This window comes from Marinobacter sp. 3-2, from assembly GCF_003751355.1.
GTDB classification, from domain to species: Bacteria; Pseudomonadota; Gammaproteobacteria; order Pseudomonadales; family Oleiphilaceae; genus Marinobacter; species Marinobacter adhaerens.
Genome location: NZ_RJUQ01000018.1, coordinates 86428 through 111770, shown reverse-complemented (window position 1 = coordinate 111770; position 25343 = coordinate 86428). Strand labels below are relative to the sequence as shown.

Sequence of the window (25343 nt, the reverse complement as noted above, 5' to 3'; positions counted from 1 at the left end):
AAATAAAAAACCGGGGCCTTGGCCCCGGTTTTTTTATGTCTGGAAGCACTCAGAAACTGGCGAACGTGTCCATGGCGAAACGGGAACGCTCCAGTGGTGTGAAGTGCGGGCGTTTCAGCGCTTCGATGGCTCGCAGGCGGGGCAGCAGCCCCCGACCGTTTGCCATCTGAATGGCGAGTCCGGGGCGTGCGTTCAGCTCCAGTAGTAACGGCCCTTCGTTGGCGTCGACCACCAGATCAACCCCCATGTAGCCGAGTCCGGTAGCTTCGTAGCAACGAGAGGCCATTTCCAGCATCTCGTCCCAGGCTTCAATCTGGATGTTTTCCAGAGCAAGACCGGTATCCGGGTGAAGTGTAATGGGACGGTTGAACTGAACTGCGTTCAGACTTCGACCAGACCCGATATCAAGACCGACGCCGACGGCTCCCTGATGCAGGTTGGCTTTACCGTCCGATGCGGTTGTCGCCAGTCTCAGCATGGCCATCACCGGGTAACCCTGAAACACCACAATACGGATGTCGGGCACACCCTGATGCGAATACTTTGCCAGTGAAGGAGCGGATTCCACCAGGTTCTCGACAATCGCAACGTCCGGAGTGCCTGCAAGAGAGTAGAGACCGGCCAGAATATTGGTCAGGTGACGCTCAAGGAATGAAGAATCGACACGGGAACCGGAAGCCTTGATGTAATCATCACCATCGCGCCCGGTAATCACCGTAATGCCTTTGCCGCCAGACCCCTTCGCCGGTTTTATCGCAAAGCCCTCAAGGTCTTCAGCCATCTCCCGGAAGTGGGATATTTCATGCTGTTGGCGGACAATCTGAAGCAGCTTGGGCGTTTTTACCCCGTATTCGGCAACCACCAGCTTGGTCTTCAGCTTGTTGTCCACCAGAGGGTACGACGAGCGCTCATTGTACCGGGAAATGTAGTCGACATTTCTCCGGTTCATATTGAGCATCCCGAGCCTCTTGAGAGATCGCGGTGAAATCCAGTCCATATCAGTCGTACGCCTTCATTGGCGTGAACCGTCGCAGCTCGCTGAGCTTGTAGCCGGTGTATTGGCCCATCAACAGGATCAGCCCGAGGATCACGAGGTGCAGCTCCGGGAAGTTGAAGGTCAGATGGCCAGCCAGAGGCGCGCTCATCAGCAGATAGGCGCAGATGGCCACGAACAGGCTGCCGGCACCCTGAACCATGACCTCGTGGGCGCCTTCTTCCTCCCAGAGGATGGACATGCGCTCAATCGTCCAGGCAATAATAACCATCGGGAAGAAAGTGACCGTCATGCCAGTGTTGAATCCCATCTGGTAACCGATAATGCTCAAGCCCGCGGTGATGAAAATAACCAGAATGATCAGGGCGGATATTCGAGATACCAGCAACAGGTTGAGACTGGACAGATAACCGCGCATGAGCAGACCTATGGCGACAACCGACAGGAAAGCAATCAGCCCGGGCACCAGAGTTGTCTGGACGAAGGCCACGGCGATGAGCACGGGCATGAAAGTGCCAGAGGTACGGATGCCGATGACGATCCGCATGAAGGCCACCATGAGTGCACCGAGTGGCAGCAACAGCAGCATCCGGAACATGCTTTGTTCTTCAATGGGCAGCTCATAGAAGCTCAGGAAACCGAGGCCGTTGGAGGCGGATTCCATGGTCGCCAGTTGCAGGGCCGGGACAGTTTGCCGGAGCATGGAGAAGCTCACTGCGGAGTTTTCCCCGCCCACGACATCCAGCAAAGAAGCAGAGCCCTGGCGCCAGAGCAACAGATCGTCAGGTACGCCCTGTTCAGCGGTTTTCGGGTTGAAGGTGAGCCACTGTTTGCCATTGTAGATTTGCAGGTAGGGCATCAGCTGTTGCCGCCTGCGCGCATCCTCAAGCCTGAGGCCGTCGGCTATCCTGGCAGCGATACCGCTATGGTTGAGCATATCGACCAGAAGGTCCAGGTAGTTCTCTTCCGAGACCAGCAGGGTGGTGTTCTGGGTGCGGGTGTCGGGCTGCATCAGCCGGATAAGCTCTCGGGTCATGCTTTCTGGAGTACTCGAACGGGCCCTGGCCTGGTCCAGTATTTCCTGAACGGCTGTGGCTTCGGGTTCCTCCCAAAAGGTCCTCGGTGTTTTCGGTTCCCGCACGGGAATTTCCGGTTGAGCGTTAGCGTCCGGAATAAACTGGGCTTTGAAGTACAGTGTCTGCGGTCCCGAGACTTCCCGCTTGCTCCATTCCGCCCGGCGGCTTCCCGAGCTGTAGATGATAGAGAAGCCGTAGCCAGGTGATGCAGCCTGCTCGGTAAGGATACGGAATCCCGGGGGTTGCTCGGGTATGTTGAGGCTGGCAAGCACTGATCCGTCGCCGGCGTCAAAATCGATTCGGGCCTCGACCATCCAGACAGGACGCTGCTCGCCTGTCAGCCAGGGGATGCCAAGCTCAATGTGTCTCCAGACAGCAAGCGAAATGCCCGCTGCGATGAGGAGAAAAACGGCAATATAAAACGGCAGGCGCGAGCGGGTGGTCACGATTCGTTCCCGTTGCTTTTGCGGATGGATTCAGGCAATTCGGTGGCGTACTCCTTGCCGACATCGACCAGCATTACGTCACGCAGAATATTGCGGCCGATCAGGACTTCGTAGGTCAGGTTTGTTCTGTCGGCAAGTGTGAACTCGGCTACCTGCCGATGGTCGCCAATAAAGAACTGGAGTTCGACAACAACACGGCGCTCAGCCTCGTCCGCGCTGGCCTGGATAACCCGGACACGACGGGAGATTTCTTTCTCCAGTGTCACGAACTTGTCGGCGCCGGGAACGGGTACATCAAACCGCACCCAGTTGCTGCCATCCCGCTCAAACCGGGTGATGTTGCGTGCGTCGATGGAGGAAGTTTCGGCGCCGCTGTCGATTCGAGCTTTGTAGATCAAGCCGGGGCCCGCGAGGTAGAAATTCTCTACCTCACCGACAATGACTTTCCCCTTGAGGCGATCAGCGCGGCCTTTTGAGTTGTCTGTTGCGGGGCACTGCTTCTGGACCTGAACGGGCGGACATTCGGGCTTTTCTACCTGGGTGGCGATCGCGTCCAGTATGGTTTGAGTCGATGAGCGGGTCTGGGCAACGGCTTGCTCGTGTCGAGTCGCTGCATTCTCTTCCATGGTAACGAGAGTCGCACGCTGGCTCTTGACGGATCCCTGAAGCTCATTGAGGTCTGTTTTGGGAACCATGAAATAACGGTCTGCCGAACATCCCGTCAGTGTGAGGATGCCTGCGAGTGCGATGAAGGAAGGTTTAGGCAGTCCAGCCCGAAAACATTTCAAACCCATGAATAACCCCTGAGCTGGCAGCCTGTCATACCCGAGTGGGAACGGTGATGACTGTCTGTGCATGTGAAACCGGATAAAAACGGAATGGAAGTATACAACATCCAACCTGTGTGGTTGATTTACAGATGGTTAAGGGGCAGTAGTGTTTACCGTGACAGGAAATGTCCTTCACCGAGCACGGTTTCAGCACGCAGGTATTCCTGAATCACGGGGGAGCAATTGAGGTAGAAAAGCAGCAGTTCGCGCTGCACATCCTGATCCTGAATTCGGGCGGCAAAACTGATCAGCTCCCGGATGTTCTCGTCGCTTTCGGCACTGCTGGAAGGCATCCCGAAACTCTTTCCGTACCGGGTTTTAAGCAGGCTGGTGAGGCGCTCGAGGTGAAACTCGCCAGTGTGGGTAATGTGCGGCAGGATTCTGAATGCTTCCTTGTTGCCGGATGCGCCTGTCCCGAACAATCCGGATTGGCTGTCCTGACTGGAGCCGTCATCGTGGAGAAACTCCGCCCCCAGCTTTCGCCACAATTCTTTCAGCATGATCTGTTATCCATTTCTGATCCCGTCCGTGCCCGTCATACGGTTACCAAAGGGTAATAACCACTTGGCGGGTGAACATTTTACCCTTTTAGACGATATTACGTTGGGCGTCCAGAGCTAGATGCCCGGGCTTCGAATTATTGCCAAACAGTCGTGGTCCTTACTGGCAGCACCAGTCAACTTGACGGCGCGCCGGGCAAAAGGTTCCCTGCGTGGGTTAGACTGTGTTCAAGCAGAATCGTACCGATCATTCATCTGAAAAGAGTTTTAACAGGAGTATTGCCAGGTGCCTGAAGCCATCATGGAACAGATGTTGTCCCGTCCTGATCTGATGGCGGCGCTGATGGTTGTTTTGATTCTTCTGGTCGTTCTGAAAGGGCTTTGGGGCAGGAATGGTCGACTTGAGCAGGACGTCGAACATTGGAGGCAGCATGCCGCAAGCCTCGAGAACCGACTGGCCGGGCTTGAGTCGGAGCTGGAGAGCCGGAAAGAGCGCTTTGCGCAGGTGGAAAGCGAACGTCAGACCCTGAGGGCAAAGGCGGAAGAGCTGTCCGAAGCGCTGGGTGAGGCCCGCATGTCGCTCCGGGAGCAGGAAGTGACAATTGATAAGGAGCGCCGTTCAGCCAATGAGAAGCTGGAGCTGCTTGAGCGTAACCGTGACGCCCTGAAGCAGGAGTTTGAAAACCTTGCCAACAAGATTTTCGAGCAGAAGAGCGAGCGTTTCAGCCAGCAGACACGAACCAGCCTGGATACCCTGCTTAATCCGTTCAGGGATCAGCTGCAGGACTTTCGAAAGCGCGTCGAGGACGTGTATACCAATGAAACCCGGGACCGTCAGGCCCTGCGCAGTGAGATCAAATCACTACAGGACCTGAACCGACAGATCACTGAAGAAGCCGCCAATCTGACCCGCGCACTGAAGGGTGACAAGAAAATCCAGGGCAACTGGGGTGAGCTGATTCTCGAGCGTGTACTGGAAAAGTCCGGCCTTCGTAAGGGCGTTGAATACGACACCCAGGGCAGTTATCGGGACAGCGATAATCAGCTGTATCGGCCGGATGTCATCGTGCATCTGCCAGACAACCGTAACCTGATCATTGATTCCAAGGTGTCGTTGGTGGCTTATCAGCAGTGGGTCACGGAAGACGAGGATTCCGTGGTCAGGGAAGAGGCTTTGAAACAGCATGTTGAGGCCGTTCGAAATCACATCCGTACGTTGAGTGAAAAGGACTACAGCCAACTGCATGGCCTTCATTCGCCGGATTTCGTGCTTTTGTTCATGCCAATCGAGCCTGCCTTTGTGGCGGCGTTTCAACAGGACGAGAACCTTTTCGCAGAAGCCTTTGAGCGAAAGATTATTGTGGTAACTCCAACAACCTTGTTGGCAACATTGAGAACAATCGAAAACATCTGGCGTTATGAGCGTCAGAGCCAGAATGCCCGACGAATCGCCGAGCGGGCAGGCGCGGTTTATGACAAACTCAGGGTGTTCGTGGAAGCGATGGAACGCCTCGGCACCCAGTTGCATACCGCCCAGGGAACCTACGACTCGGCCATGAACACCCTGACCCGCGGGCGGGGTAACCTGATCTCGCAGGCCAATCGCTTTGTTGAGCTGGGTGTTCGGGTCAAGAAAGAATTGCCCAAGGGGATCATGGATCAGGCGGAAGTGGACGATTCCGACGAATTCCTTCATTCCGGGGACGACGACCGGCCTGATTCTGAGGAGCAGGCGATTGGTGCAGATAACGAGCAGGAGTAGATGCCATGGCAGTATTATTTGGAACAGGTCGCTGTTTTGTCCTGGGGGCCGCCCTGGCTTCCGTGCTCCTGGCGGGGCCGGCGCTGGCGCTGGCGCCCGAACATGAAACCCGCAGGTTGATGCTGGCTACGGAAGAGGCCGTTGTTGCAGAAAACTGGGGTGAGGCTGCGGAATACCTCAACCGGTTGCAGCAACTGGAGGGGGAAAAGCCGGAAGACTACTATTTTTATCGGGGCCGGGTGATGCTCCAGTCCTCCCATTTGAACGAGGCCCAGTCGGCCCTTGAGACCTATGTAAGCCAGGCGGGTGCGGAGGGAGCCCACTATCAGGAGTCCCTTCAGCTGATCACCTCTATCGAGAAGACCAGGCGACAGAACGCTGTCGCACCACAGGCTGCTGGCGAGAGTGAGCCGGTTGCGGTTATTGAACCAGCGGGTGAGGGCCGGGTTGAGTCACTGCGGAAGCTCTATCTGGCGGATTCAGACCGTGAAGCCTTGACCCTTCATATCAACAGCCTTCTTGAACTCGCAGGCTGGCGCCGTGATCAGGCAGTGGTGCGGCTGGACCGGCCGGCAGATGTGGAATATCGCCTGGGAACCCAGGGAGACGAGATTCAGGTGCAGGAAATCAGGCGAGCCGAAGATGGCCGTATACTGAGGAGCACCGAGCCGATGTCGGTGTTTGGCATTAACCCCCAGGTTGAGTGGCGTTGTGAAGCCGCTGTTTCGACCTGCTGGGTTTACGATCCAAGGGATGGCTCCCGCCTGCTTCAACTGGCCGCGAACCGTGAGCGAGTTCAGGAGATTGCTGAGACGCTGGGGCAGTTGATCCGGACACTTCAGCTACCGTCCGGATCCTGATTCAATCAGGGAGGTTGCCTCGTTCGCCCTCCCGGTATGCGCCGGGCGTCACCCCTGTCCACTTCTTGAAAGCCCTGTGGAAGGTTGAGGGCTCGGTGAAGCCAACCTTGGCCGCGATGTCGTTGATGGGCAGGTCCTGCCGGCTCAAGTAGTAAATCGCCATATCCCGCCGTAGCAGGTCCTTGATTTCCTGAAACGAGGTATTTTCCTGCTTCAGCCGGCGACGCAGCGTTTGCGGGCTGGTATGTAGCTCTGCGGCAATCCATTCGAAATCCGGTAACGGCTTTGAGAAATCTCGCCCGATCAGCGCACGAATCCGCCCCGTAAAGGTGTTGCTCTCGTCAGGCCGGGACAGCAGGTCTGCGGGCGACGTCTTCAGGAATTGCCGCATCTCCGGCTTGTCGCGGATAACTGGCGCCGACAGGAAGCGTTTGTCGAAGGTAAGGGCAATCCTGTCGGATTCGAATGCCAGGGGGCAGTGGAAAATGTGCCGGTATTCGTCGCCGTGGGGCGGCCGGGGGTAATCGAATTCGGCCTTTTCCAGTTCTATGGGTTGCCCGATGAGCCAGCTGCCCAAGCGATGCCAGATTACGAGGATGCTTTCCCTCAAGAAGAAACTGGGATCGTTTATTTCGCCTTCCATCCTGGCCACCAGTCGGGCTTTGTCCTCGCCGATTTCGAGCTCCATCGATACCATGGGCTCGAAGAGCCGGGAAAACTGGAAGGCTTGCCGGTACACCGATTCCAGGTTGGGGCAGTCAATCACCAGCGCACACATGGTTGCGAAGGTGCCTGTCCGGGCCCGCCGGGGCCCAAGCCCCATAAACTCGTCCCCCATCCGGTTCCAGAGCACCTGCATAAGATGGCTGAACTGGTCGCTGCTGACCCGGGCCATCTCGATACGCAGGAGATCGGGCGAGATTCCCGCCTCCCGGAGCATTTCCCGGGTATCAAAACCAAGTCTTTCAGCACCCCCCAGGGCAGCCTGAACAAAGTGCTTCGAAACCGTCAGATCGGACATCACGCTCGCCATTCCATAAAAACGAAACCCATCATAAAACCCCGGCAGAACAATGCAACCGGAGCCGTCCGGACAGGCTGGTAGAAACGGCCAATCGGAATGACGGAACCGGCAGTTGGCCCCGTTGGCAAAACCGGGCAGCATGAAGGAAACGAATGCTATTCGGACAACTCTCACAATAAAAAGGAGATCATCATGGCGGGTCCTCTGACTTCGCTGAAAGTTCTGGACTTCAGTACCTTGCTGCCCGGTCCCTACGCCACCATGCTGCTGGCCGACATGGGGGCAGATGTATTACGTGTGGAAGCGCCGGACCGGGTGGATCTGACACGGGTGATGCCGCCCCATGATGCGGGAGTGAGCACGGCTCATGGTTTTCTGAATCGAGGCAAGAAGTCGCTCGGTCTCAATCTCAAAGAGCCGGGGAGCCGGGAAAAAGTCCTGGAGCTGGTCAAAGACCACGACATTGTTGTCGAGCAGTTCCGCCCGGGAGTGATGGACCGGCTCGGCATTGGCTACGAGGCCCTCAAGGCAGTAAATCCTCGTCTCATCTATTGCTCCATTACCGGTTACGGCCAGACCGGCCCCTACAAGGACCGCGCGGGCCATGACATCAATTATCTCTCCCTCGCGGGCGTCAGCAGCCACTGCGGCCGAGCCGACAGTGGCCCGCCACCCATGGGTATACAGATTGCAGATGTAGCTGGTGGTTCTCACCATGCCGTGATGGGCATCCTGGCTGCGGTAATTCACCGGCAACAAACCGGAGAAGGGCAGTTTGTTGATATCAGCATGACCGATGCCGCGTTCGCGCTGAACGCCATGGCCGGGGCGGCCTGCCTCGCCGGTGGCCAGGAACAGAAGCCGGAACGCGCGTTGCTGAATGGCGGCTCTTTTTACGACTACTACCAGACGCGCGACGGTCGCTGGCTTTCAGTTGGCAGTCTCGAGCCGCAGTTTGCTTCCCGCTTGTTCCACATCCTCGGGATCTCTGAGGTAACCAGCCTCGCCATGAGCCAGAATCCTGAGCATCAGCAACACCTTAAAGCGGTTCTGAAAGAAAAGATTGCAGAGAAACCCCTGGCGGAGTGGCAGGAGATTTTTGCCGACGAGGATGCCTGCGTGGAGCCGGTTCTGACCATTTCGGAGGCCGCCGAGCACCCACAGCTGAAGGCCAGGGACATGGTGATTGGTGTTGATAGGGGGGATGGCACTCAACAACCGCAGATCGGATTCCCGATCAAGTTCGAGAAAACGCCATCGGAAACGTCCCGGATCGGGAAAATGCTCGGAGCTGATAACGATCAGTTTCTTTAGAAGAAAATAACGTGAATAAGTGTTCAGTTTTGTCTGGCTGAAAAGGAGGGCTCTGCTAGTTTTATAAATGTCACCGGAAACGGTGGAACCGTAGTGAACAAATACAAGGAATACACTATGAAGCTCAGGAAAACCCCGAGTGGCAAACATGCCCTCAGTCTCACTGTCGCCCTGCTTGGCAGTACTTTGCTGGCGGGTTGTTTTGATGGGGATAGTTCGTCGGGAAGCGCAGTGGATACCACTCTTTTCCCGGCAGATGGGCAGCTAGAGGCGACCATTCGCCGAACGACTGGTGGGGTGCCCCACATTACCGCCGACAACCTGAAATCTGCCGCATTCGGGCATGGTTATGCTCAGGCTCAAGACAACGTCTGTTTGTTGGCTGAGGCAATTATAAAAGCGAGAAGTGAAAGGGCTAAATACTTTGGTCCCGGCAACGACAGCATCAACATCATTAACGATTTCAGCTTTAAGGCTCAGGAAATTCTGAGTGGCGCTAAGGCAGAATTCCCGACGCTTAGCCCTGAAAGCAAGGCGATGGTTGAGGGCTTTACCGCGGGCTACAACAAGTATGTGAGTGAGACCGATCCAGGCTCGCTACCGCCCGAGTGTCGGGATCAGCCCTGGGTCAAAGAAATCGCACCAACGGACCTGCTCGCTCACTATAGGGTCGTGGGACAGTTTGCCAGCGGAGCGCAATTTGCAACTGGCCTCGCGTTTCTCGCCGTGCCTCCCGGTGAATCTCCCAACCCCGTGGCTGCCACGCCAATTGCTGGCAACGAAGAGTCTATGCTGAGGAAACTCAACGTAGCGTCGGCGGCCGCAGAAAACACACGTAGAATCCGGAACTTTGTAGACACCGGCCTGGCGAGCAATGCGTGGGGTATCGGTTCCGAATTGACCGAAAGCGGCAAAGGAGCCCTGTTGGCCAACCCGCACTTCCCCTATACCGGTCATCGCCGTTTGTACCAGGCCCAACTTACTGTGCCTGGTTACCTGAATGTTCATGGCGCCGGGTTGCTAGGAACGGCGATTCCGTTGATCAACTTCAATGAGAATCTAGGCTGGTCTCACACAGTGACAACCAGTCGTCGGTTTACTTGGTATGAACTCGAGCTGAAACCGGGCGATCCTCTTACCTATATCAAGGATGGAGTGGAAAAACCCATCACCTCCAAAACCTTCCAGATCGAGGTTGGCGGAATGGGCCCGAATCCTGTGGTTCTGGAACGCACTTTCTGGTTTTCGGAATACGGCCCGATGTTGGCAGCGAACGAGGCGAACCCTGCTTTCCAGGAATGGGGTGGCACTGGCCTCGTGAATGACGGGCCTGCAGCCTACACATACCGGGATGCCAATGCGAACACGTCTGGGTTACTGGATACGTGGCTAGGAATGAGTCGAGCCTCCAATCTTGAGGAATTCAAGGAGGTGTTCCGCCAATGTGGATCGACCCTATGGACAAATACTACCTATGCGGACGACCAAGGCAACGCCTACTACATTGACAGTAGTTCCGTTCCAAACCTATCCGATGCCTCCCTGGCCGTTTTAAATTTTAAACGAACCGCGAGCCCTGCCTTTAACCAATTGTTTGAGGCCGGAATAACTCTACTTGACGGTGGAAAGTCTCGTGATGACTGGGTCGAGGGAGAGTGCGCTGGACTGGTTCCGTTTGAAAAGAAACCTCAACTTCAGAGAACTGACTGGGTTCAGAACTCCAACAGCAGCCACTGGGCCACGAATCCTGACCAGTTTCTGACCGGATTCTCGCCATTGTTTGGTCCAGAAAATGCCCCGATTAATCCCCGAACGCGATTGGGGATTAAAATGCTGCAGAATCCCACTGATCCCGGGCTTGATAGTAATACCAAGCCGCCCGCTGGACAGGATGGCAAGTTCAGCGCTCAGGATTTGATCGACACCATCTGGAACAACCGGGCTTGGTATGCGGAACAGTTCCTACCTGAACTCCGTTCCCGCTGCACCGCGATTAGTGCAGATCCAGTCAACGTTCCGCAGGCGTTGCTGCCAGAAGACCCAGCGGTAGCGTCACCAGGGACACTTAGCGTTTCTGAGGGATGCACCGCTCTTGCTGACTGGAACGGGGTCTACGATCTGACCAGCACAGGCGCGCATCTTTTCCGTACCTTTATCGATATCTACAACCGGAGTTTTGATGAAGATCTGACTGTAGATTTTGATCCTGCAGATCCGGTTAATACCCCGTCAGATCCGTCAACGGATAACGTTGGTAATGCTGATGATCCGATGCTGCAGTCGCTTGCTGCGGCGATGGTGATTCTGGACGACGCGGGAATCGCCTACAACAGTCCGTTGAGTGAGGTTCAGTATTATCAGGCTTCTGGCGGAGTGCCGCCTGGATCGGATCCAGCTCTGGCGGAAACCCAGACCGCAAGGATTCCTTGGCACGGCGGAGACGGTAATATCGACGGTGCCTTTAATGCGATTGGCGTTGTAGATAGCATCTTTGCGGAAGACACACGTATTCCGCGCATAAACAATGCTGAGTACCTTGGTGGTATTGATCCAAGTGAAACTGAGTTCCGGTTCGCTGCGGGCCTATCACCGGAAGCGAATGAGGGATGGCTGATTGCTCGCGGAACGAGCTGGCATTTCGGTCTTGAGTTCACTGACGAGGGTCCGGAAGCCTACGGACTTGTGAGTTATTCTCAATCCTCGGATCCTGGGTCTGAGTTCTTCTCGGATCAGAGTGTTGAGTATTCGCAGAAACAAGCCAGGAAGCTTTTGTTTACTGATGAAGAGATTGAAGCGAACCTGGTAACTGGGGGTGAAATAACTCTTAGCAATTAATGGCTTTCTCAACCGGGATGCGCATTCTATGCGTGTCCAAATTAGCCCCGTGACTTAGGTTGCGGGGTTTTTTGTTTGTAAAACTAGCGCTGGAATATCAATGAGGTTAGGGGTTATTCAACATTCCAGACTTGCCTTGACGAACCGATCTAAAATCAAAAGTTCTGATGGGCTGATACTTTGCGGCTTTCAAAGAATGAATGAGTTAAGCGGTAGTTATCTAGCTTGCTTGCTACTGGTTACTGAGTGCCAAGCCCGGCGAAATTTATCAGACCTCATCGTCCCAGAAGCGTTTTTATTTTAGTTTTTAGCTGACCTTGCATGCGTCCGATCATCATTGGCCAGAATTGCTACGCGAGAGGGATAAGCTATCTCTTGTGATGTTGGCTCCCACGGTGTGGCGAGGCTCCGGGATACTGAAGCCAAAAAAAACCGCGAGCAGCGTCGCGGTTTTTCTATTTGATGCTTTGCTATTGAAGCGTTGATTTAGAATGGGGTGAGCGTCGTGGGGAAGGAAAACCCATCCCTCACGACGCCACTAACCTTAATCCTGCTGGACGATTTCTGAAATGTTGGCTCCTTCCTCTCCAGCGGGATCCTGAATCACCGCAATTCCACCCGTCGAGATCAAGCTGCCGGTTTGGCCGACCATCTCTGCAAACACTCGCTCATCAAGCTCTCCACCTGCAGGCAGCACAGGAGTCCCGTGGGTACCTTCGAGGTAACGAGTAATTGCAGCCGGATCCAGCTCAACCCCTTCTATACCGCCCAGAGCGGCAATTGGCGCGGTATTGGTGGTGTTTACAGATACTGCATCCAAAAGGCTAGCCAACGGCTCAGTACCGGATAGGTATGCATCGAATGCGTTACCCAGCGGATTTGCCAACGGATCGTTCGGAATAACAGTGTCACCGTTAACCTGATGCAGCGAAATCTTCGAGGTGGACTCAAGGAGGTTGTCCGTAAAGTTAACTGGATCCACCGTATCGACCGCTGCCTGGAAGACGTTCAGGAATGTTTCGAGGTCCGCATCGCCCTGCTCGAGACCCGCAGCTGCTTGCAGTCCGCCAAGGATTTGCGGTGCAAACGTGGGCGAGTTTTCTAGCAATCTCACAATGCCGCCACCCGGCGTCAACATACTGGCTGCAACAATATTGTCGTCAGCAGTTGATGATTCGTTGGCAACGGATACAAACGGAAGCCCCACGATTGTTCCAAGGGAGTGACCAACATAGTAAACCTGTCCGCTATTTAGGTCAGGGGTTGTCTCATCACCGTCCAAGTCAATCGAGCCAAGCGACATCCGAACGTTTAGCAAGTCGACAACTGACTGACGATTCTTATCTCGGGTGTTGGTAAAGTTTGTCAGGTTAATGAACAAACTACCTGATTCCCCAGAAGTCGCTGTCATCGCTGTAGGAGTGTTAGCTGCACTGGCGGTGAAGTCGAAGTGACGTTCGTTATCGGTCTTGGCAAGGCCGGGCACCGTACTACCTGCGTTCGCAACCGTGTTCTCGAATGAGCGAAGTGTACGGATAGCCGGATCAAGCAACAGTGCATCCTGAGTTGAAATGCCCGGAAGATCCGCGATGGTTCCACCTGACACAACGTCTGCCACGACTGTGGCTGCTGTAACAGGGTCAATCGGATCTGCTTGCTCGTCAGCAGCAACAGCACCAAGCACAAAGCCTACGGCAATTTGCCCTGCGATCACGGCATTGATATTTGCCTCATTCGGTGCTAGAGACTCGGGGAGCCCCCCGGCCTGGCCTGAAGCCAGCAATTGCTGAGCCAGGGCTTGCTGCTCTTCAGCACTGAATGGCGTTACACCATGGAGCGGATGATCAATCGCTACCACCGCGACCCCGGCAGCATTTGCGAGGGCACTGCCGAACGTCAGAGCAGTACTGCGATCCGTGGTAATGCCATGCATATACATCACGGTAGGATCAGTCGCCGGATCGTAGCCGTCAGGCAGCAGGACCAACATCGGAACTTCGACGTCAGCGGTTTTTTGAGGGAATGGGAACCGATAGTTAACAACCGTACTGACTGTTGGCTGCGATTGGGCCAAATCATTCTCAAGACCCAGTACATCAGAGCCAACCGTTGCAATGGTGGAGTTTGCGGCCCAACTTTGGTTATTGATCACAGAGCCCTCAGCGTCGGAGGGGCCTGTGGGTACGCCAAGGTAGTAAGGTAAGGTGATTGTTCCTTGGATCGCATTAACTTGGCCGAAGTCCACAAACTGGCCAGCTACAGCGGAAACTATAGTAACATCCTGAGGGTCACCAAATGTTGCTGTCGATCCATGATCCGTTGGGGTGGGGAATGTAACTCCGCCACCCTGTATGCCTGCAACGGCGCCGGCCGCAACTTGCTCAATCGTTGCTCCTGCGTCAGCTTCAAACGCGGCTTCACCCTGATCACCTGCTGTTAGAAGCGCCGTGTAGTCGGTTATCTCCGCATCAAGGGCAGCCTCAATTCCCGCAAGCCGAGCCTGACCACGAATTGTGTCAGTAAGGTAAAGCGCTGGATCGGTTATGTAGGGCAGAACTCGTTCATCGTTTGACGTGGTGAAGCTGTATGACAGCGCAATATCTTCTTCGGTCAGAGCCGCATCTGCTGGGCGGGCGACGTTAGCGATATTTTCGAAGAAACCGGAGGCCACCTGTTCCCAGAAGCCGTCAACGATTCTTCGAACCGGTGCTAAAGCAGTCGGGTTGCCCAGTACCCGATCAGGATCTGCAACATCGCGGTATAAGGGATCCTGCAGAATGGGCTCGCCGTTTACGTCCAAGACTTCCTTGGTCACGACAACCAGATAACGTTTAAACGGATTCAGGGGCTTAGTCGGGTTGATTCGAATGGCGGAAGTACCATCAAGCGTCACAACTTCGGCCACGTAATCAGGATTAGCAACCTTGGCGCCCAGCTCCTGTGCGGCCGCTGGGTCGCCGCCTTGAGCTCGTTGCAGCAAGATGCCGAGACTAACAGTTGGCGGTTCACCTGCACTTAGACCCAGAACTGGATCGCCGCTTGCATATTCCAATTCAATCAGGAAAACGTTCTGATTCGGGTTTGGGATGACACTCGTTGGATCTTCCGGGTTGGCTAGAACGAACGCACGCGAATCGACCGATTCCTCGTCGATTTGTCCGCTAAAGCGAACCACTGCAGGGGCAATGGTAGATGCACCGCTCAGTTGATTGAGAGCACTGGTTACTGGTGGAGCTGAGTCAGCAACAGAAAAAGACCCGTCTGCTTCACTGATGCCGACAGTTGCTTCATTGTCAGACCGGAAAATTAGATCATTCGGAAGCGGCAGATTGCCAGTAACCGGATTGAAAAGTGGCCAAGTGCCGTCCAGTTCAGGGTTACTGATTTGATAATCCGGATTAGCATTCGCCCCCGTCTCGCCGCTATCAAAGCAGCCTGTAAGTCCAACGGAAGACGCCACGGCAAGACTTATTAGAGTTTTCTTGAACATGGGTGGAACCTTTTCCTGTTGTTGTGTCGTTATGTTCGGCAGCTGACGGGGCCGGTCTGATCCGGTAAGCCCGTTGTCAGTGGCCTGTTCTGCTTAAACTGTTGTCTGAAATTGTAGCCAGCGCTGTAAGCCAATTTCTGTATCTCTGACTATAGCGACAGTATGGCAAGTGTTGATCAGCCAAAAGTGTGATTCTTCTGGATTGAATCCTCCCCGCACAGTTGGAGTTCGGCCTTTGAGAAAAATAGTTGCCGGATAACGGTTTGTCGAGGTCCGGCAACAGGGAAATTGAGGCGCAGTCGAGGTTTACTCGAAGCGCGAGAAATCCGGTGCGCGTTTTTCCATGAAGGCCCGGAAGGCTTCGGCGGCTTCCGGGGATTTCAGACGCTCTGCAAAAAGCTGTCCCTCCTCCAGCATGGTTTCCCGGAGTGCTTCCAGGGTTGGCTTGTTAAGAAGCGCTTTGGTGGCTCGAATCGCTGCCGGGGCCTTCGCGGCCAGTCGCTGGCAGGCCTCGAAGGCATTGGTTTCGGTCTGCTCAGGTTCGCAAACGCGGTTGATCAGGCCAAGCCGAAGAGCCTCTTCCGCGGAGAAGGCTCCGCCAAGCATCAGTAGCTCCGCGGTGCGCACCCGGCCAATCCAAGAGGGAAGTAGCAGGCTGGAGCCACCTTCGGGGCACAGGCCGAGGCTGGCAAACGGCATCTGGAATGCCGTGTTGTTGCCGGCGAATACCAGATCGCAGTGCAGCAACATGGTGGTTCCAATGCCGACTGCCGCGCCATTGACCGACGCCACCACGGGTTTGGTTGCGCTGGCCAGTAACAAAAGAAAGCGGCCTACGGGAGTTTGTTCGAAATCACCGGGCAAGCCGGCGGCAAATTCGCCCAGGTCGTTGCCGGCGGTGAAACACTCGCTGCTGCCGGTAAAGAGTACGCACCGGATGTTGGCATCATCCCTGGCTTGTTCCAGAGCATCGCCCATGGCGGTGTACATGGCTTGGGTGAGGGCGTTCTTGCGCTCTGGCCGGTTCAGTCGAACGATGAGAATCCGGGCTTTGATTTCGGTAAGGACGAGGTCAGTCACGTTGGCTCCTGCGGTGTTATTCTAGTTTGGTTAGGATGGTACCTTTTTCCTGTACCGTTTTTCACGGCTTTTTATGACTGCTTCGCCATCTGTCGAATCACTCGCCAAAGCGATTTTCTGGTAAACTTTCGCATCCCGATTTTTGATGACACGACATAACGATATCAAGCTGATGAGGCGCCTATGACCACCGTAATCCGCCAGGACGATCTGATTGAAAGCGTAGCGGACGCGCTGCAGTTCATTTCCTACTACCATCCGAAAGATTTCATTGATGGTGTGTATGAGGCTTACCAGAAGGAAGAGTCCCAGGCGGCGAAGGACGCCATGGCCCAGATCCTGATCAACTCGCGCATGTGTGCGGAAGGGCATCGGCCCCTGTGTCAGGACACTGGTATTGTGACGGTATTCGTCAACATAGGTATGAATGTTCAGTGGGACTGCGAGCTACCCCTGGATGATGTGATCAACGAAGGGGTGCGTCGGGCCTACACCCATCCGGACAACGTGCTACGCGCTTCTATTCTGGATGACCCGGACGGCAAGCGTCAGAACACTGGTGATAACACGCCGGCCATCATCCACTACAAGATGGTTCCGGGCGATACGGTTGAAGTGCACGTGGCTGCCAAAGGTGGTGGTTCAGAGGCCAAGTCCAAGTTCGCGATGCTGAATCCGTCTGATTCGGTTGTCGATTGGGTTCTTAAAATGGTCCCGCAGATGGGGGCTGGCTGGTGCCCGCCTGGCATGCTGGGCATTGGTATTGGCGGTACCGCCGAAAAGGCGATGGAAATGGCCAAGGAATCCCTGCTGGATCCGATCGATATCCACGACCTGAAGGCGCGCGGTGCGTCGAACAGAGCCGAGGAACTGCGTCTTGAGCTGTTCGATAAGGTGAATGATCTGGGTATCGGTGCCCAGGGACTGGGTGGCCTGACCACCGTTCTGGACGTTAAGGTCAAGGATTACCCGACGCACGCTGCCAATAAGCCGGTGGCCATCATCCCGAACTGCGCTGCGACCCGCCACGCGCATTTCACTCTGGATGGCACCGGGCCGTCCTTGCAGACGCCGCCGCGCCTGGAAGACTGGCCGGAAATCACTTGGGAAGTGGGTGACAACGTGCGTCGCGTGAACCTGGATACGGTGACCCCGGAAGACGTAAAGGACTGGCAGCCGGGCGAAACCGTCCTGCTCTCCGGCAAGATGCTGACTGGCCGGGATGCTGCCCACAAGAAGATGGTCGACATGATCGAGAAAGGCGAGGAACTGCCGGTCGACCTAAAAGGTCGGTTCATTTATTACGTGGGTCCGGTTGATCCGGTGCGCGAAGAGGTCGTTGGTCCTGCAGGCCCGACGACTGCGACCCGAATGGACAAGTTCACCCACACCATGCTCGAGAAGACCGGCCTTACCGGCATGATCGGTAAAGCAGAGCGCGGTCAGGTGGCCATCGACGCCATCAAGGAATTCGGTGCGGTCTACCTCATGGCCGTGGGCGGTTCCGCTTACCTGGTCTCCAAGGCCATCAAGAATGCGGAAGTGGTTGCCTTCCCGGAACTGGGTATGGAAGCCATTTACGAGTTCGAGGTCGAGGACATGCCGGTCACAGTTGCCGTTGATTCACGCGGCTCCTCTGTGCACCAGACAGGTCCTGCGGAGTGGCACGAGAAGATCATTGCCGCCAAGGCGGTCTGATCCCGGTAGGTTGCCGAAAAAACAAAAGGGCCGGACGAGTATATCGTCCGGCCCTTTTTCGTTGGCTGGCGCAGCTACCTCAACTTGAACAGCTGATATTCAGGTGCTTGCCCCAATCCGGCGGCAATGCAGCATAAGCCTCACTTTCCGGTTGCTCGTCACAGGGGCGCTCGAGAACTTTCAATAGTGCTTTCATCGGCTCGTAATCCCCGTTTTGAGCTTCCTGGATGACCTGCTGGGCCAGGTAGTTCCTCAGCACATACTTTGGATTTACGCGGCGCATGGCGTATTCCCGCTCATCATGAGCGCGGCTTTCGTTCAGGAGTCTCTCCTCATAACGCTCCAGCCACTGGTCTGCCACGCTGCGATCTACAAACAGATCCCGCACCGGCCCATGGCCATGGCTGTGCAGATTCGAGAGCGCCCGGAAGAAGGCCGTGTAGTCGACATGGTGCTCGTGCATCATGCTGAAGGTATCCATGATCAGGCTCAGGTCCGCTTCATCCTCGATAATCAGGCCAAGCTTGTCTCGCATGTTCTGGAGGAAGCGCTCGTTGTAGGCCACTTCATAGCGGCGAAGCCCCCGGCGCACGTCGTCCTCCTCCATTACCGGGAGCAGGGCTGTGGCCAGGTAGCGGCAATTCTCGAACCCGACTTGTGGTTGACGGTTGTAGGCGTAGCGCCCGCCCTGGTCGGTATGGTTGCTTATATAGCCGGCATCGAAATCATCAAGGAATGCGAAAGGGCCATAATCAAAGGTGTCGCCGATAATGGACATGTTGTCGCTGTTCATCACGCCATGGCAGAAGCCGACTGCCTGCCAGTCTGCAATCGTTCTTGCGGTGCGTTCCACCACTTCCTCGAACCAGCGGGCGTATCGATCGTCATCCGGCAGGTTGATCAGATGAGGGAAGTGTAGCGAGATCACATGCTCAAGCAGAGTCTTTACGCTTTCAGGTCCTTCGTGGTGAGCGGCGAACTCGAAGTGTCCGAAGCGAATATGGCTTTGAGCCACGCGCACCAGTGCCGCCGCCGTCTCGATGGATTCCCTGCGCACCGGGTCTTTGGCGCTCACCATGAACAGTGCCCGGGTGGTAGGGATACCCAGTCCGTGCATGGCTTCACTGCACAGGTATTCGCGAATGGTGGAGCGAAGCACAGCGCGGCCATCTCCGAAGCGGGAGTAGGGAGTCATACCGGCGCCTTTGAGGTGCCAGTCCCAGCGTCGTCCATCGGGGCCAACGGTTTCCCACAGTAGCAGTCCACGGCCGTCGCCCAGATCGGGATTGTAGGCGCCGAACTGGTGGCCCGTGTATTTCATGGCCACAGGCTCCATGCCCTCGAGTAACTCCGATCCCGCACCCACGCCGGTCCAGTCGGATTCGGAATCGGCGCGAAAGCCCATCTGCCCCGCGAGCTTGTGGTTGAAGCACACCATCTTTGCGTCTTTCAGAGGGGAGGGCTGAACCCGGGTATAAAAACTGTCCGGGAGCTCCAGGTAGCGATGCTCTATTCGAAAATCGTTGCCACTCATAAAACGCCTATACTCCCATTGGTATGAATTCTGCTGCCGTCTCTCTTAAGTCATCCATTGAACTGGAAACCCAACGTGTCTGATCGCTCGCTAGAACAAACCATCAGTGCCCTGATTCAGCAGGAAGGCCTGCCCGATGCCTACGCCGAAACGGTAGAAAAGACCATTCTGCCGCTCGCAGACCGAATCTGTGCGCTCCATGATACGGAAAAGCAGCCCATTGTGGTTGGTATTCACGGAGCCCAGGGTACGGGCAAGTCTACGTTGACACTCTTTTTACGGGAAATTCTGCTGCGCCACCGCAACCGGTCTGCGGCCAATTTTTCCCTGGATGATATTTACCTTACCAGGTGTGAACGCCAGGACCTCTCCGAACGGGTGCACCCGTTATTTATAACCCGTGGCGTGCCGGGAACACACGACGTTGCGCTCGGGCAACAGGTCTTGAACCGCTTGCGCGGTGCAGCGCCCGAAGATGCCACCCCGATTCCTGCATTCGACAAGTCGCGGGACGACCGGGTTCCCCGGGATCAGTGGCCTGTCTTCGGGGGAAGGGCGGAGGTCATTCTTCTTGAGGGGTGGTGCCTTGATGCGCGACCGGAGCAAGACAGTGCGCTTGCCCAGCCGATGAATCCTCTGGAGGAGAACGAGGACCCGGACGGCGTCTGGCGCAGCTATGTTAATGATCAGTTGAAAGGGGAATATCGGAAGTTTTTTGACGAAATCGATTTTCTGATCATGTTGAAGGCTCCCTCCATGGAGTGTGTTCTTGAGTGGCGTCGGCTTCAGGAGCAAAAGCTGGCAAATAAAATCCGTAATGCACCAAAAAGTGGCGAGCCCCATGATGGTGCACAGGAGTTGCGCATTATGACCGACGAAGAAGTCGGCCGCTTCGTGATGCACTATGAACGGGTTACTCGTGCCTGCCTCGCAGAAATGCCTGGGCGGGCTGATGTTCTGATCAACGTGGCCGAGGACCATTCCCTTGGCCTTCCGCAGTTTCGCGAGGCCTAACGGAGACCGGCCATGGCCAGACCCCATTTGATTCTCTTCTCGGATCTGGACGGCACCCTGCTGGACCACGACGACTACCGCTGGCAGGCGGCGGGCCCCGCCCTGGCCAAGTTGAAGGCAGCCAATATTCCCCTGGTGCTTAACTCCAGCAAAACCATGCCGGAGATCCGGGCTTTGAGGGAAGAACTTGGAAATAACGATCCGTTCATTGTCGAAAACGGTGCAGCCGTGGTTATTCCTCCCCACGCCCTGGGCAATGCGGAAGAAGAAGTGGTGAATTTTGGTGCAACCCGGGAACGTGTCCTTGAGGTGCTGGGTGCGCAACGGAAGAAGGGCGCGCGATTCAGGGGCTTTGCCGACATGTCTACCGATGAACTGGCAGCGCAGACCGGCCTGGATCCGGCAGCGGCCGGGCGGGCCAAAGAGCGGCTGGGAACCGAACCATTGATCTGGCAGGGCTCGGAGCAGGAGCTGGCGGAGTTTGAAGCGGCTCTGAGTGCCGAGGATCTCCGCCTGGTAGCGGGCGGACGTTTTCTCCATGCCATGGGTATATTTGATAAAGCCGATGGGGCCCGGTTCTTGCTAAACAAATACAAAGAGCAATACCGGGAGCAGTATGGCGATGGGCCAGTGTTGGCCATTGCCCTGGGTGATAGCCCCAACGATCAGCAGATGCTGGAATCGGCGGATATACCGGTGGTGATCCGGGGCGTAAAAAGCGAAGAGGTTCAGTTGCCCTCGGCAAAACACGCCATTCGCTCCCTCAAGCCCGGCCCCGAGGGCTGGAATGAGTGCGTGCTCAATCTCCTGTTTGAGTACGGGTACTGACCCGTTCGAGTGCGGGTATAAAAAAGGAGAGCCGCCATGGGCGACTTTTACCAGAATGGCATTATCACAACCCTTCATAATCTGGTTCGGCGTCCGGTAGAGGAACTCGAAGCGGAGCTGATGAGTTTTCGCAAAACCCGGCCCATGTCCCTGGTGTTGCCCTCCCTGTACTCGGAGCTGGAAGGGCCGGCCCTGAAAAATATCGTGCATGAGCTGGGCAAGGTGCCTTATCTGGACCAGGTGGTCATTGGCCTGGACCGAGCCAACGAGGAACAATACCGCCACGCTCTGGAGTACTTCTCCGAACTACCACAGAACTTCAAGGTGCTCTGGAACGACGGGCCTCGACTCAGGAACATTGACCTGAAGCTTCGGGAGCAGAACCTGGCACCAACGGAAATGGGTAAAGGGCGAAACGTCTGGTATTGCTTTGGCTATGTGCTGGCCTCGGGTGTCAGCAAATCCGTTGCCTTGCACGACTGCGACATCCTTACGTATTCCCGGGATCTTGTGGCCCGGCTGATCTACCCTGTGGCTAACCCCGGCTTCAACTACATGTTCTGCAAAGGCTACTACGCCCGTGTAGCGGACGGAAAAATGAACGGAAGGGTTAGTCGCCTGTTGGTAACACCGTTGATCCGATCCCTGAAGAAGGTCTGCGGCCCCAACGATTTCCTGGATTACCTGGACAGTTACCGGTACCCACTGGCCGGGGAGTTCTCGTTTCGCACGGATGTGATCAATGACCTGCGTATTCCCAGCGACTGGGGACTGGAGATCGGTGTGCTGTCGGAGATGAAGCGCAACTACGCCACCAACCGCCTGTGCCAGGTGGATATTGCCGATGTCTATGATCACAAGCATCAGGAGCTCTCACCGGAAGATGCCAGCAAGGGCCTGTCCAAAATGAGCATGGATATCGCCAAGGCTCTGTTCCGAAAGTTGGCGACAAACGGTGAGATTTTCTCCAATGAGAAATTCCGGACTATCAAGGCCACGTACTTCCGTATTGCACTGGATTTTGTGGAGACCTATCAGAACGACGCCATTATCAACGGCCTGACGTTTGATCGACACAAGGAAGAGAAGGCTGTGGAGCTGTTCGCCCAGAACGTGATGCGGGCGGGCGCCTATTTCCTCGATAACCCGATGGACACACCTTTTATTCCCAGCTGGAACCGGGTCACAAGCGCGATTCCCGACATCAAGGAGCAGTTGCTGGAGGCCGTGGAGTTGGATAATGAGGAATTCCGGCCATGACCCAGGCTCTGAAAGCGAAGCTGGTTTCCATGCTGGATGTCGTCTATCCAGAGCTGGACTGTGACTTTCTGGCCGAACAGTTGCTGATCACTATGGGTCTGGAGCCCAACCAGGCCCCGCCGCCTGCGCACCAGAATAACTGGGATGAATCGGATGTGGTGCTGATTACCTATGCCGACACGGTTCAGCGGGCGGAAGAAAAACCACTGCAGACATTGCATCGGTTCCTCGCGGATTGCCTGTCAGATTCAATTTCTTCGGTGCACATTCTGCCGTTTTTCCCCTACAGCTCCGACGACGGTTTCTCGGTCATGGATTATCTGGCCGTCAACGAGTCCCACGGAAACTGGGAGGATATCGAGGGCATCGCCCGGGATTACAAGCTGATGGCGGACCTGGTGATCAACCATATGTCGGCCCGCAGCCGCTGGTTCGAGAATTTTCGCAAACGGGTAGACCCGGGCAAGGATTATTTCTTCGAGGGCAATCCAAGGGATGATCTGAGTGCCGTTGTGCGGCCCCGTACCTCACCGCTCCTTAACCCGGTCCAGACCGACGATGGCGAGCGATATGTCTGGTGTACGTTCAGTGAGGATCAGGTTGACCTGAATTTTGCCAACCCGAAGGTGCTCATCGAGTTTGCTGCTATCATCCGGCGCTACCTGGAGCGTGGCATTATCATTTTCCGGCTCGATGCCGTCGCCTTCCTCTGGAAGGAACCGGGTACGCCCTGCATCCATCTGCAGCAAACCCATGAGCTGATCAAGATCCTGCGCCTGTTGATCGAGCACCACAGCCCGGATGCGGTGGTGATTACCGAGACCAACGTACCCAACCGCGAAAATCTCACCTATTTCGGCAACGCCAACGAAGCCCATGTAATCTATAACTTTTCCCTGCCGCCCCTGCTGATCAATACCCTGGTCACCGGTGACTGCAAGCACCTGAAAACCTGGCTGATGAGCATGCCGCCCGCGCAGATGGGCACCACCTATCTGAATTTTATTGCGTCCCACGATGGTGTGGGTATGCGGCCAACGGATGGTCTGCTGACGGAGGAAGAGAAGCAGCGGCTGATCAACACCATGGACTCGTTCGGCGGCAAGGTCTCGTACCGGCGCACGCCGGATGGCCGCGACCAGCCCTACGAAATCAACATCGCCCTGTACGATGCGCTGCAAGGCACGGCGGAGTCGGGCCGGGATCACTGGCAATTGCAGCGCTTCGTCTGCGCCCACACCGTAATGCTGGCGCTGGAGGGGATTCCGGCCTTCTACATTCACAGTCTGCTGGCGACTGAGAACGATCTGGAGCGGGTGGAGCACACCGGCCGGCTTCGATCCATTAACCGCAGCCAGTGGCAACTGGATACTCTGGAGCAGAAGCTCGCAGATCCCCTGAGCCATCACAGCAAGGCGTTCGAGGAGCTGAAACGCCTGATTGCCATCCGGCGTAAACAGCCGGCGTTTCACCCGAACGCTACCCAGTTCACCCTGCATCTTGGCCTGCAGCTGTTTGGTTTCTGGCGCCAGAGTATGCGCCGGGATCAGTCCATCTTCTGCATTCACAACATCAGTAACGAGGTACAGCAGGTAGCGCTGAGCGACATCAATCTCATCGGCACCGATCATTGGCTGGATCTGATTTCCGGTATGACTATTGATGATCTGTCTGGCTCGATCACCCTAAAACCTTATCAGAGTGTGTGGCTGTCCAACCTGGAAGTTACCGGCTGATCCTGTCTTTGCGCCATTTGTGCAATGCTCGGAAAACTTGGGGTATCCTGTGCCCATATGAGCAAGGCCGAGACGTCATACATGATCAAAGCAATCAAGGTAACCGGGGGCAATCTAAGCTGGGAGCCCTGGGAAGGACCGGGTGAACCGCCCGCAGACCACGTCGAAATCGAGGTTGTCTGGACCGCCATCAATCGTGCGGATCTCATGCAGCGCGCTGGCGTCTATCCCCCGCCTCCGGGAGCATCCGATATTCTCGGGCTGGAGGTCAGTGGTCGCATCGCTTCGGTCGGATCCGGCGTTACCCACCTCAAATCCGGTGATGAAGTCTGCGCCCTGCTGACCGGCGGCGGTTATGCGACTCGTGTGGTGGTACCCGCGGTGCAGGTTTTGCCCGTTCCCAAAGGGGTTTCGCTGGAGACAGCTGCGGCCATTCCCGAGGTTTTTGCTACCGCCTGGTTGAATCTGTATCACGAAGCAGCCTTGAAACCGGGCGAGCGTGTGCTCCTGCATGCGGGTGCCAGCGGCCTTGGAACTGCGGTAATTCAGCTCGCAACGGCCTTTGGCAATCCGGTCTTTGCGACCGCCGGTGATAAGGCCAAACTGGAGGTTTGTCGCAATCTGGGAGCCAGTGGCGTCTGGAACCGGAACGAAGGCTCCTTCGTTGATGCTGTTACAGCGTGGGGTGGCGTGGATATGGTTCTGGATCCGGTCGGTGGCAATTATATTGCCGAAGATCAGCGGGTTCTGAACGTCGATGGCCGCATTGTGCTCATCGGACTCATGGGGGGCCGTATGGCCGAGGTGGATCTGGGCATCATGCTGATCAAACGCCAGCGCCTGATCGGTTCCACCCTCCGTTCACGCACGGTCGAGGATAAGGGCGAGGTGATGCAGGCGCTCTACCGGCACGTCTGGCCACTGCTCGCAGCCGGCCAGATTGAACCTCTGATCGATAGCACCTGGCCGATAGAAGAGGTGGAAGAGGCGATGGCCTATGTGGCTGAGAACAGGAACACCGGCAAGGTGCTCCTGAAAATCTCGGACTGAATCACACAGACC

At 55.9% G+C, this 25343-nt stretch carries 18 protein-coding genes; 10 read left to right on the top strand and 8 right to left on the bottom strand.

Annotated features, from left to right (window positions below):
• Positions 1-49 precede the first annotated feature (49 nt).
• From EDB94_RS18315 to EDB94_RS18300, 4 genes are all read right to left on the bottom strand, one after another.
• Entirely contained in the window at positions 50-997 is a 948-nt protein-coding gene (locus EDB94_RS18315) for an alpha-L-glutamate ligase-like protein (protein ID WP_041645124.1), read from the bottom strand.
• A 1-nt stretch (position 998) separates the two neighbouring features.
• Positions 999-2516, bottom strand: coding sequence for an inactive transglutaminase family protein (locus EDB94_RS18310; RefSeq protein WP_108019168.1), 1518 nt, complete (start codon positions 2514-2516; stop codon positions 999-1001).
• Positions 2513-3211, bottom strand: a complete 699-nt coding sequence (locus tag EDB94_RS18305; RefSeq protein ID WP_014576599.1) for a RimK/LysX family protein — start codon at positions 3209-3211, stop codon at positions 2513-2515. Before EDB94_RS18305 ends, EDB94_RS18310 begins: the two co-directional genes overlap by 4 nt.
• A gap of 245 nt (positions 3212-3456) precedes the next feature.
• Positions 3457-3846, bottom strand: a complete 390-nt coding sequence (locus tag EDB94_RS18300) for a hypothetical protein (protein WP_014576600.1) — start codon at positions 3844-3846, stop codon at positions 3457-3459.
• A 286-nt stretch (positions 3847-4132) separates the two neighbouring features.
• On the opposite strand from EDB94_RS18300, the gene rmuC reads away from it, so the two are divergent.
• Positions 4133-5608, top strand: coding sequence for a DNA recombination protein RmuC (gene rmuC / locus EDB94_RS18295; RefSeq protein ID WP_108019169.1), 1476 nt, complete (start codon positions 4133-4135; stop codon positions 5606-5608).
• A 5-nt stretch (positions 5609-5613) separates the two neighbouring features.
• Positions 5614-6468: a hypothetical protein gene (locus EDB94_RS18290; RefSeq protein ID WP_053114818.1), complete on the top strand. Its 855-nt coding sequence runs from the start codon at positions 5614-5616 to the stop codon at positions 6466-6468.
• Position 6469: 1 nt separating this feature from the next.
• Here EDB94_RS18290 and EDB94_RS18285 read toward each other — a convergent pair whose 3' ends face one another.
• Positions 6470-7489 carry an AraC family transcriptional regulator gene (locus EDB94_RS18285; RefSeq protein WP_041645126.1) on the bottom strand — a complete coding sequence of 340 codons (1020 nt, stop codon included), beginning with the start codon at positions 7487-7489 and terminating at the stop codon, positions 6470-6472.
• A gap of 195 nt (positions 7490-7684) precedes the next feature.
• Here EDB94_RS18285 and EDB94_RS18280 point away from each other — a divergent pair, with 195 nt between their 5' ends.
• A complete protein-coding gene (locus tag EDB94_RS18280) occupies positions 7685-8806 on the top strand; it encodes a CaiB/BaiF CoA-transferase family protein (protein WP_181259068.1) in 1122 nt (373 codons plus the stop codon).
• Positions 8807-8923: 117 nt separating this feature from the next.
• Positions 8924-11641 (top strand): penicillin acylase family protein, encoded by a 2718-nt coding sequence (locus EDB94_RS18275; protein ID WP_108019171.1) that lies wholly within the window; start codon positions 8924-8926, stop codon positions 11639-11641.
• Between the two features lie 544 nt (positions 11642-12185).
• Here the strand turns inward: EDB94_RS18275 and EDB94_RS18270 are convergent.
• Together EDB94_RS18270 and EDB94_RS18265 are read right to left on the bottom strand one after the other, a co-directional pair.
• Positions 12186-15131, bottom strand: a complete 2946-nt coding sequence (locus EDB94_RS18270; protein ID WP_108019172.1) for a hypothetical protein — start codon at positions 15129-15131, stop codon at positions 12186-12188.
• A gap of 306 nt (positions 15132-15437) precedes the next feature.
• Positions 15438-16211: an enoyl-CoA hydratase gene (locus EDB94_RS18265; protein ID WP_108019173.1), complete on the bottom strand. Its 774-nt coding sequence runs from the start codon at positions 16209-16211 to the stop codon at positions 15438-15440.
• 183 nt (positions 16212-16394) lie between these two features.
• On the opposite strand from EDB94_RS18265, the gene EDB94_RS18260 reads away from it, so the two are divergent.
• Positions 16395-17909, top strand: a complete 1515-nt coding sequence (locus EDB94_RS18260; RefSeq protein ID WP_108019174.1) for a fumarate hydratase — start codon at positions 16395-16397, stop codon at positions 17907-17909.
• 79 nt (positions 17910-17988) lie between these two features.
• Here the strand turns inward: EDB94_RS18260 and EDB94_RS18255 are convergent, their stop codons facing one another.
• Positions 17989-19443 carry a YdiU family protein gene (locus EDB94_RS18255; RefSeq protein ID WP_108019175.1) on the bottom strand — a complete coding sequence of 485 codons (1455 nt, stop codon included), beginning with the start codon at positions 19441-19443 and terminating at the stop codon, positions 17989-17991.
• 75 nt (positions 19444-19518) lie between these two features.
• Here EDB94_RS18255 and EDB94_RS18250 point away from each other — a divergent pair, with 75 nt between their 5' ends.
• From EDB94_RS18250 to EDB94_RS18230, 5 genes are all read left to right on the top strand, one after another.
• Positions 19519-20457 carry a hypothetical protein gene (locus EDB94_RS18250; protein ID WP_260312629.1) on the top strand — a complete coding sequence of 313 codons (939 nt, stop codon included), beginning with the start codon at positions 19519-19521 and terminating at the stop codon, positions 20455-20457.
• A gap of 12 nt (positions 20458-20469) precedes the next feature.
• Positions 20470-21285 (top strand): mannosyl-3-phosphoglycerate phosphatase, encoded by an 816-nt coding sequence (locus EDB94_RS18245; RefSeq protein WP_108019177.1) that lies wholly within the window; start codon positions 20470-20472, stop codon positions 21283-21285.
• Positions 21286-21321: 36 nt separating this feature from the next.
• Positions 21322-22545 carry a glycosyl transferase gene (locus tag EDB94_RS18240; RefSeq protein ID WP_014576613.1) on the top strand — a complete coding sequence of 408 codons (1224 nt, stop codon included), beginning with the start codon at positions 21322-21324 and terminating at the stop codon, positions 22543-22545.
• Positions 22542-24281, top strand: a complete 1740-nt coding sequence (locus EDB94_RS18235) for a sugar phosphorylase (protein ID WP_108019178.1) — start codon at positions 22542-22544, stop codon at positions 24279-24281. Before EDB94_RS18240 ends, EDB94_RS18235 begins: the two co-directional genes overlap by 4 nt.
• Before the next feature lie 84 nt (positions 24282-24365).
• Positions 24366-25331 carry an NAD(P)H-quinone oxidoreductase gene (locus EDB94_RS18230; protein ID WP_404935313.1) on the top strand — a complete coding sequence of 322 codons (966 nt, stop codon included), beginning with the start codon at positions 24366-24368 and terminating at the stop codon, positions 25329-25331.
• The last annotated feature ends 12 nt before the right edge of the window (positions 25332-25343 follow it).